The 10,295-nt window shown below is 37.1% G+C and carries 6 protein-coding genes; all 6 read right to left on the bottom strand.

The window, feature by feature from the left end; translation table 11 throughout:
• On the bottom strand, positions 1-180 hold a 180-nt coding region (locus PLH43_RS10335; protein ID WP_324362789.1), incomplete at its 3' end, for a hypothetical protein.
• Between the two features lie 177 nt (positions 181-357).
• Entirely contained in the window at positions 358-702 is a 345-nt protein-coding gene (locus PLH43_RS10330) for a histidine triad nucleotide-binding protein (RefSeq protein ID WP_324362787.1), read from the bottom strand.
• A 381-nt stretch (positions 703-1,083) separates the two neighbouring features.
• Entirely contained in the window at positions 1,084-1,554 is a 471-nt protein-coding gene (locus PLH43_RS10325; protein ID WP_324362785.1) for a hypothetical protein, read from the bottom strand.
• 204 nt (positions 1,555-1,758) lie between these two features.
• On the bottom strand, positions 1,759-2,232 hold the full coding sequence (locus PLH43_RS10320; RefSeq protein WP_324362782.1) for a hypothetical protein: 474 nt from the start codon (positions 2,230-2,232) through the stop codon (positions 1,759-1,761).
• A 41-nt stretch (positions 2,233-2,273) separates the two neighbouring features.
• Positions 2,274-8,198, bottom strand: coding sequence for an RHS repeat-associated core domain-containing protein (locus tag PLH43_RS10315; protein WP_324362780.1), 5,925 nt, complete (start codon positions 8,196-8,198; stop codon positions 2,274-2,276).
• Positions 8,199-8,645: 447 nt separating this feature from the next.
• Positions 8,646-10,031: a hypothetical protein gene (locus PLH43_RS10310; RefSeq protein ID WP_324362778.1), complete on the bottom strand. Its 1,386-nt coding sequence runs from the start codon at positions 10,029-10,031 to the stop codon at positions 8,646-8,648.
• Between the last annotated feature and the right edge of the window lie 264 nt (positions 10,032-10,295).

Genomic DNA, 10,295 nt, shown 5'->3' with positions numbered 1-10,295 from the left:
ATCAACAAAGTCTTTTCTTTGGTTTTCTGAAAGGCTAATCACCTGTAATACTACCTTTTGAAACGCATCCGGTCCGCCCACTTCTGCATATGCCACTGTTGCAATAACACCAAAAATCATAACAATAGCGATAATACTACAGATGATGTTTTGAAGTTGTTTGTTATGGAACTTTTTCATTTTTGCCCCCCTATAAACTCTTTAGGTTTTTTATTTATTATTGTGATGTTGGATCCAAGCTTAAAACCCAACACTTAATATACACTATATTCCAATCAAAAATACCAAATGAATAATAATATCTTATGTGATTATATTATCACATATGGTATATTATTGCAATAACGACCTGTTGTCTCAGAGAATTTTAGGACCCATATCGACTCCACCCAACAGGTGGTAATGAAGGTGGAAAACCGTTTGCCCCGCTGCAGCTCCGCAGTTTGTTATTAATCTATATCCTTCTTCCGAAATTCCCAAATCCTCTGCAACTTTGTTTGCGGCTTTATGAATGTCTATCAATATTTGGGCATTGGATTCGTTAATATCTTTAACATTAACAATATGCTCCTTAGGAATAATCAACACATGTACCGGAGCAGCAGGATTTATATCCTTTATTGCAATAACCTTGTCGTCTTCATAATAAATCGTTGAGGGCAACTCCTTGTTAATTATTTTGCAGAAAACACAATTCTCCAATATATACATCTCCCCGTAAGAGTAGTTAATAATTTACAAAATTAATATACTTTAATTCCATAATTTATAGCATTATAATACCATAAATATCTTATACATGCCAGTACTATTTTTTATAATTTTTATATACTTTATTATTCTTTTATCGATTATTTTTTACCAACCATTCGCTGCAGCTCTTTACAAAACGTTTAAAGCATGTTTAATTCATGAGTAAACTTAAGAATTATTATATCGATTGTGAATGCTATATAGATGCATAATTTCTTAACATAATTTTATAATATTTCCCGTCTTATAACCACGTACATTTTTATTAGGGATGTTTCGCATTCTTCTCATGCTTTTCTACTATCAAAAAATATACGTATTTTAGTTCTTCTAAAATGAGTCTGTTGAATCATCCGCTGCCTCTATGTACAAAATTAACTTCGTTCTTTTTGCATATACAAATTTGTAGGTCATTCCTACGTTCTTTGATGAAAAATATCTTCTGTAAATCCTCGGCAAATTGTAGTATTTACTGTCAATATAAATATGTTCTGCATACCGTAATTTTTCATACCGTGTCATTTTCCCTTCTCCATAAAGATAGTCTTTCTTCACATAATCCAAAGTGGAGTTTATTATACTTATTCCAAAAGCCGGCAAGAATATTAAGGGTACTAACCTTCTTAAAATAAACCTTGTCCATTTTTTCAATTTTATTTCTCGCACGACCACACCTTTTTGCTTAACTTTAATAACGTCACCACCAAACCATAGAACTATCAATGCCGCAATGGCTAGACCACCAAAAATTAAATTAAATATCATATCATTAAAAAGTAATCTATTGTATATTTCCTCCACTAGGTAACCTCCCTCAACATACAATCCCCTCTTCATACTTTCAAGCAGGCTAAAAGCACACTAGAAAACTTTTATCAATTAACTCATTATAAATCACAAAAACCAGCCAAAGCAAAATACCTTAGCCGGCTTTTCGATACTTCTGCTTAGATTTGTATTTCTTCTGCTCCTCCAATAGCAAATAATGCGTGTATTTTAGTCCTTCTAAAATGTATCTGTTGAATCATCTACAACTTCTATATATAAAATCAGTTTCGTTCTCTTTGCGTATACAAATTTGTACGTTGTTCCTATGTTTTTTGATGAAAAATTTTTTCTATAAGTTCTCGGCAGACGGTAGTACTTATTATCAATTTCAATACGTACTGTATTCGATGCTTTTCTGTAATATGTCATTGTTCCTTCACCATAAAGGTAATCTTTCTTTACATAATCTAAAGTAGAATATATCCCAGTTATTGTAACTGCTAATAATATTATCAATGGTAATAACCGTTTAAAAACAAACATTGCAGATTTTTTCAGTTTTATTTCTCTTAAAACTACACCATTTCTCTTTACCTTGATAACGTCATCACCATAAAACCATAAAACCAATGCCACAATAAGGCCTATCACAAACGCAAATATACCAAATAAAAATTCACTAAAAAGTATTTGATTATATACCTCTTCCATGATTACCCCCCATTATTGTAAAAATACTTTATATTACAAACCTAATTTGCAGTACATTTGCCATCTCCTCCTATTAATTCTGATGTTATTCCTCCTGCTAGCTTGTCAACAAAGTCACTTATCAAATCAATTATTTGCTTTTGGAATGCCTTTTGCTTAATAAAGGCTCTTGCAGCAGCTCCATTGTATGCCTTACCTGCTTTTCTTAATATATATCTTGCTTCTTGCTTGGATACAGGTACATAAACATCTGGAATAAGATTTCCCACTACGCATCCAATAGCATTCCCAATAAGATTTGATCTGAAATCGATTAAAGCATCACCCAAATCAATCTCATTTATTTTTCCTGTACGTATATCTTCTATCCCGGAATCTATAAATGTGGCCACACCTGTAGTCACTGCAGCATCAATGACCATCATCCCTACGGTTGCCCCAAAACCAATAGTTCCTATCATCATTCCGCCAATAGCACCCGATAACATATTTGCTATATATTCACCTGGTGAAGAGGATGGCAGAAAATTGGATGCCGACCATTTCCAGTCGTTTTGGGCAAAGTTAGAAACAACATCCGTTACATAAGTTGCTGCCAAACCTACTCCTGCACCAATTGCCGCTCCAGCTGCCAAAGTAGCCAGCGGTGCCCCAGCTCCAAAAGTTGCAACAGTAAACGCAACTGCGCCTACACCTATAGCAACCGCACCCAATATCTTCAAGCCACCAACAACGTATGCTCCAACATTATTTTCCACCCACCAGTCTCTAACACTGGTTGCCGTATCTGTTATAAAGTTGCCGACATCGTTGATTCGGTCGCCTGCCCAATCAATTGCATCATTCACTCTGTCTCCTACCCAATCAACCGCATCGCTTATCCTGTCTCCTGCCCAGTCAACCGCATCACTTACCTTGTCGCCGACCCAATCTATCGCATTATCAATAAATTTAGGCCAATGTCCTGTAGGGTCAACAAACATTACAGGATTGTTCTCAACATATGTATAGAGGTTCAAACTTGCGGGATTATAGGTAAAGCCCCTCCATGTATCCTCCTGCGTAAACCGTCCGACAGAGGGATTATAGTATCTCGCCCGCAAGTAATACTGCCCCGTCATATTATCATACTGCTCTCCCGCATAACGGAACCTGTTGCGTACTGTCTCTTTCGCAGTTACAGTATTACCAAATGCGTCATAATCGTAACTGTTTACAATCCTTCCCGAACTGTCCGTAAGATTAGTTACATCGCCATGTACATTATGTAAATAGTAATAGGAATTATTATTTTCATCTTCCAATTCCAATAACGAATGTCCTCTTATGCTCCTGCTCTTTATCTCCCAATCCTCACCGACCTCGGATATGACGTCCTTTCCATCAAATATGAACCTTCGGTACTCACCGTTTTCTATGGTCTGCACTCTCATGCCTTCGGCATCATATATGTTTTCCATATATGTACCGTCTGCATTTATTACCTTTGTAAGTCTATTAAACTCATCATATTCAAATATTCTTTCAGATTCTCCTTCAATCTCTTTTACAAGATTGCCTCTGGCATCATATTCATACTCTGTCACAACGCCATTTGACACCTTTTGTATCAACCTGTTGTTTTCGTCATATTTATAGTTTTCAATCAGCTCACCGAATTCTCTGGCAAGTCTGTTTCCTGCGTTATCATATGCAAATTTCTCACTACTGCCTTCGGGGTAAGAAACTCTCTCAAGCCTGTTTATGCTATCATAGCTATATGACGTCACCTTGCCGTTTTCATCCTGCATTATCCGGTTGCCGTTGGCATCATAGGAATACTTTCCTCTAAAGAGTTCTTGACCGAAAGGATCAACATTAAGAAGCCCAATTATCCTTTTATCCATGTCGTAGTCATACTTTGCGCAAACTCCGCTGCCATATAAAATCCGTGATACGGTATTATCCGGATTGTATTCATACTGTGCCGTTTGCCTCCCTGCGTTTATCACATTTGAAAGTCTGCCAAGAATGTCATAAGTATACTCGATAGTTTTTCCGCTTATGTCGGTAAGCTTTGTTAAACGTCCGTTCTTGTCATACTCATAATCCAATACACCAACACCGTTTGTATTCTTTCTCTTAAGTCTTCCCGACGGAGTGTAGGTATACGAATGAATTGTCCTGTCGCTTATAGATGCCGCTAAGCTTCCGTCAAGATTATACTCATATTTTTCAAGAATTCCGTCCTCACTCCAAATGCTTACGAGCTTATCGTCAAAGTTGTATCTGTAATGTATGGCTTTTCCGTCCCTATTGGAAGTCCAAACCATTCTTCCCTGTTTGTCGTATTTGTAAGAAATTTTTCCTCCCAGCGGGTCAATAATCTCCGAAAGAAGATTAAGGCTGTTGTAATTGTATCGCGTGGTATTTCCATTTCCATCCATTACTGTTGTAAGGTTGCCTGCATAATCATATTCGTATCTGAAAACAGAACCGCTGGCTTCATGAACTTCTTTAATTTTTCCCCACAAATCAAGTGCATATCTTGTTGCATTTCCTTTTCCGTCAATAATTTCCGTAATATACCCCAAAGAATTATAGTTATATTGCTGGCTTATAATTCCCTTTGCCTTCGCTTCAGGCGTTGTAATATACCTAAGTCTTCCTCCTATATCGTATCCGTATTCCACACCGTATCTCTCATTATCATCGGATGCCGCCAGGTAGCCTTTAGCCCCGATTTTCTTTATTATCTCTCCCGCTGTATTGTACACGTTTCTTTCCACAACAACTCCCGCTGCATTTGTGACCTGTAAAAGTCGGTTCATAGAGTCATAAAGATAAGATGTTCCCGGGCCGTCATCGATTTCAGGATTGTAATTTTCAGGCAACACGCGTTTTATCAAATTACCTGACGTATCATAGAACAGCCTTGTTGTATTTCCATCTGCATCCTTTACCCTGATTCTTCTATTCATTTTGTCGTACTCGATTTCAATGGTACTTCCGTTGGGAAGGGTTTGCCGTACAAGGTTTCCTGCTTTATCATAGCTGTACAGTGTCCTTCTAACTGTAGTCTTTAACAATGCATTGGCGGCATTGCCGGATATTTTTACACCCTCTGGCGGCAAATAAGCCTCAACGCCAATCCTCCTGTTTGCATCGTCGTAGATGAATCTCTTCCTATACCCTTCCGGAGAAGTAATAGCTGTAATATTGCCGTTCCTGTCATACTCAAACAAGGTATCCGCTGTAACGGTTCCCTTTTCTTCGCCTGCCAAATCACTTCCATTGCACTCTTCGGAAACTTTCTTGAGTCTTCCGGCACTGCTGTATTCAAATCGGGTTATCTTGTATGCATTATCATTTATTTTAATTCTTTCCAAAGTCTTCTTACCAAGGCAGTCATACTCATACTGAATATTGGAGCCAATGCTGTCGGAAACCTCAATGACTCTTCCGTTTTTGTCGTATTTGTAGCTTATGATGTTCCAGTTCTTCGGATATCCGGTTTTGGTTACATACTCAGGAGAGATTTTTTGCTGTACAATCCGGCCGTTTCTGTCATAAACATTTTCTGTCACATTGTAAAAGACCTGCCCATCTATATTTTGAAGCGGAGTTCTTTTTTCAACCAGCCAGCCTGCCAGATTGTATTTATACAATGTGCCCCATCGTTCTTCGTCATTGTCCGCGCTGATGTATCCCTTTGCATTAATTTCTTTTATGACTCTGCTGTCCTCATCATACACATACTTGGCAAATACATTTCCATTCGGGTCGAGAATCTTAGCAATTCGGTTCATTTCATCATATATAAATTGCATTCCCGGGCCATCATCGGTTTCCTCGTTATAATCGCCCGGCAAAATGGTTTTTATTATATTGCCTCGAGGGTCATATTTTATTCTGGACTTGCTTCCGTCAGGGAAAACGGTATTTATCTGCCTATGGTTGGAGTCATACTTAAAGACAATTCCTATGCCGTCATCTTCCTCTTGAGTATAGTAATTGGGGTTGACTTCTTTGATTTTATTCCCGTGCTCATCATATTTTACCGAAAATACATTTCCCAATGGGTCAATCTGCTTTATCATTCGGTCCATTGCATCATACGCAAAGGTATAGCCTTTTCCCTTATCACCTTTTTCTGCATATTGCTCGGGAGTGATAACCTCGACCATGTTTCCGACGGCATCATATTTTATCCTGATCTTGTTATTTTCCGCATCAATCAGACCTGTTATCTTGTCTCGCTCATTATATTCGATTTTTACGGTTCCGTAGCCGGTTGTAATTGCTGCAACTCTTCCTACGGCATCAAAATCATAGATAAACCTGTTTCCTTCCGCATCAATTATTGCTGAAGGCTTGCTTATATCCTCATCATTATATTCAAAGGATGTGGTGTTATTCTCGGCATCGGTAATTGTCAAAACTCTTCCGAATTCGTCATATGTATATACAGTCTCAGAATTATTGCTGCCGTCTATTTTTACAACACGCTTCAGGAGATTTCCTTTTGCATCATATTCAAATCTTGCAAGGCCTCCTGCCGGAGTGCTGATTTTCGTCCTTCTGTTGTTGTCATCGTAGCTGTATCTTATTGTGTAGTTGAAGGGCTCCGGCATTATTTCCGCCGTCAAATTACCCCTTTCATCATACTTAAGCCGCTTTGTCCTGCCATTTCTGTCCGTTATGCTGCTTCTGTTTTTATTTTCATCATAGGTGTATATTTCTTTAGTACCGTCATCGTATATGATTTCCGTAAGCTGCTTTTCTTCATTGTATTTGTATATACGGGTTATGCCGCTTTTTTGCCATTTAAATATATTCTTGCATTCTTCCGGGCAGTATTCTATAATCAGCTCGTTTCCTTCATAATCAAGCTGCTTTACAACCCGGCCTGCTTCGTCGTATGTGTTTTGGACATAGGTATTTTTGTTTTGGTCTGTTATGGATATCATGCCTTTATTGTCATATCCATATTTAATAACTCCTCCGTCCGGATACCTTACCTGTATGAGATTTCCGGATTTATCATAGGAGTAAGTTATTTGCCTTCCCGTATGGTCGGTTATTTTTCTCAATCTCGCACCTTCATATGAAAAGTCCAAGAATTTTCCACCCGGTGATACTACCGAAGAAATCATGCCTTGGTCGTCATATTCTATGGAGATTGCATTACCGTTAAGGTCGCTTATTGATATGAGGCTTCCGGATTTGTCATATCTGTAGGTAGTTCCATCATGAATTTTCAATACATAGCTTTCATCTTCATTCTTTTGGAGTATATCAAAAACTCCCCTTGGAGCTTTATACTTATTGTCTTTTTCATCATATTCAAATATGTTTACGCTTCCATCGGGATACACTACCAATAAATCCTTGCTATCCTCTATGTTCATTAGGCTGGTTTCGTATCCTATTCTCCAGCCCTTTCCCAAAATTCCGTAGGTTTGGTCAATGGAATTATAATATCGCCTAATTTCGAGAGCAATACCCCTTGAAGGTATTTGGATATCTTTTTTGGTTACATAAAAGTTTCCCGTTGTTACGTTTACGGGGTCACCAACAAATGTATTCGGGCAGCTTGCCGTTCCGGGACCTAGGTTTTTGTAGTCCGATGTATAGTTTACATTTGAAACTTTCACACTTCCTGCAGCAGCTGCTGCCATAGAAGTGCTAAAAGTTGCACTCTTCATCTTTTTAGCAGTAGCGGATGCTTTCTTATCTTCCTCAACCATCCTGTCCCTGGCAAATTCAAGGTCCTTCGCCATTGACTTAAGGCCACTGGATATTTTTTTGGCTGATTTAATCGCATCCGATGCTTTTTGGTCTACGCCCTCTTTACTTCTTAATTCCCAGTCGATTAGCTTCACTGTACTGTTTATGTCTTTTATTATATCATCAAATTTATCGGACAAACTCTTTAGGTTTCCAGCTATTCTAGTCATCTCTTCCGGCGATATTTTTATTCTCAATGACCCCACTCCCCGACATATTTTTATAGGAAAATTATATCACCGGATATTTCAAGTTTCAATTAATTACTTTTGACGGCAAAACCGTTGTATTTTTTTAATTTTTGGGCATCCAAGCTTGTATCAGTAAAATATTTATATGAGTTCTCCTTCTCATACACCAAAATTATTTTAATACTGGTTTTTACAATTCTGAAGATTCATCATTATAATCAATATTCCTTGTTTTAAAGTCGGTATAATTAAGCTCATCATCCTCCGTTTAATTATTTCTACAGTGATTTTATCAACTGCGCAACCATTCCACTATGTAATGATCTGTTTGACGGTTGTCAGTGAGTGAGCAAAAACTCTTAAATATACAGAAAACCGTGTACCCTACAAGCCTTGCACATACGCATTCTTTCAGGGTAACACGGTAAGTTATTGTTATATGTAATATAGTTATTAACTTATATCATCATATATTGAGCCTTTTACAGTAACCTTAATACCATCTAAAATGACTTCCTTTAACGAATCATTTATTGATTTGTATTCAACATTAGTAATTTTACTTAAGTTTATAGGAGAAAGCTTTACTCTAACATAGTATTCTCCATCCGGCATTTTAGGATGAGTATAAAACATTTTATTATCCTTATTTACTACAATTGTAACCTTTGTAGTCTCAGTTATTTCATATACTTCTCCTCCTGCAACATATTCCCGATATTTATACTTATTATAACTGTCTAAGCTGCCTGATAAAGAATAACCTTCCATAGACATTTTCCAAAAATCATGAGTTTTATTTTCATTTTCATCATCATACGGCTTGTCAGAATAATAGGGTATCCTATATTCTTTCTTCTCGTATTGTCTATATTCAGTTATCAATTCATTATCTTTTACAGTCAATACTCCAAGGTCTGTGTAAGGCCCATTTGCAATATTTACAGGCTGATTGTTTGAATTAATATATATTAAGTTTGACTCATATCTGAAGGAGTTGATTAACTCATTTACAAGCTTTTTATGCTCCTCTGTCTCGCCTTTGCTATTCTTGTAGGTAACAGTTGTAACCTCAAATGTATATGTACCCGTTGGATTAAAGTAATAGCCTGATTTTATTGGATACTCGTAATTTCTTTGCAGGTTTTTATCTGTTGCAAACACTGCCTTGTCATAAAATGTTTTGTCTTGTTTACCTTCTCTTGCAGCATTCTTAGCTTTTTCATAATCCTGTTTCATTGAGCTGGTTACATTCCAGTCGATATCAGCACTGCACTGCTGCACAACCCCCCTTTCGTATTTGCCCGGTACAGATTGCCATGTAATCGGCTCTCCACGTTCATTCAGGTTCCACATATAGCGTATTACGTTAAACTTAATAGGAGTATTTGTCCATAGGATTCTTGCTTTAAAGTCTGCGTCATAATTATTACTAATTTTATTTTCAAACACCTTCTTGCTCAAATCTTTCTTGCCGTTATACACATATGTGTTTATTTCTATCGGAGCACTTCCGCTTCGATTGCTGCTTGCATAACCTGTTTCTTCTACATAGCCCGGGCAACCTTCAGCTGCACAGTCCTCATGTACATTACATTTGGTGTTGTATTTATACTTCTTCAATACAGAAATATCATAGGACGTTTCTAAAAACTTTGTTATTATATCAGCCTCTTTGTCACTGACTAACCAATTTTTCTTTTGGGGATCATCTCCAAAGCTACTTCTATAAATTTTAGCTTCTACATTCGGCAAACTCACTGCTACTTGGTCTTTATAATCATCGACAGTTACACTCCCAATCTGATGATTGTGTAAGAATTTTGTATTTACATTCAATCTCTAATAAATAGTAATCTTTGTAACCCGTTTTTTGAAATATGAAGTCATTAGCATCATATATTGCTTCCTTTGCACTCTCATAGCTTTTTGCATATGTATCTATCAACAAGCATTGTACTAAAACACACAATGATATTATAAAACACAATTTACTTTTCATTGGCTCTTTCCTCCTCAGAACCTTATTGCCTTAAAAAGGTTTCACTCCCTTGTACAATTAATATTGTATTAAATCAGTGACCGAAGCCACTGTTCGACCCA

It is taken from the genome of Acetivibrio sp., assembly GCF_035371925.1.
GTDB lineage: Bacteria > Bacillota > Clostridia > Acetivibrionales > Acetivibrionaceae > Hungateiclostridium.
The sequence above is the reverse complement of the archived record's forward strand: the minus strand, read 5'-3'. Positions and strand labels throughout refer to the sequence as shown.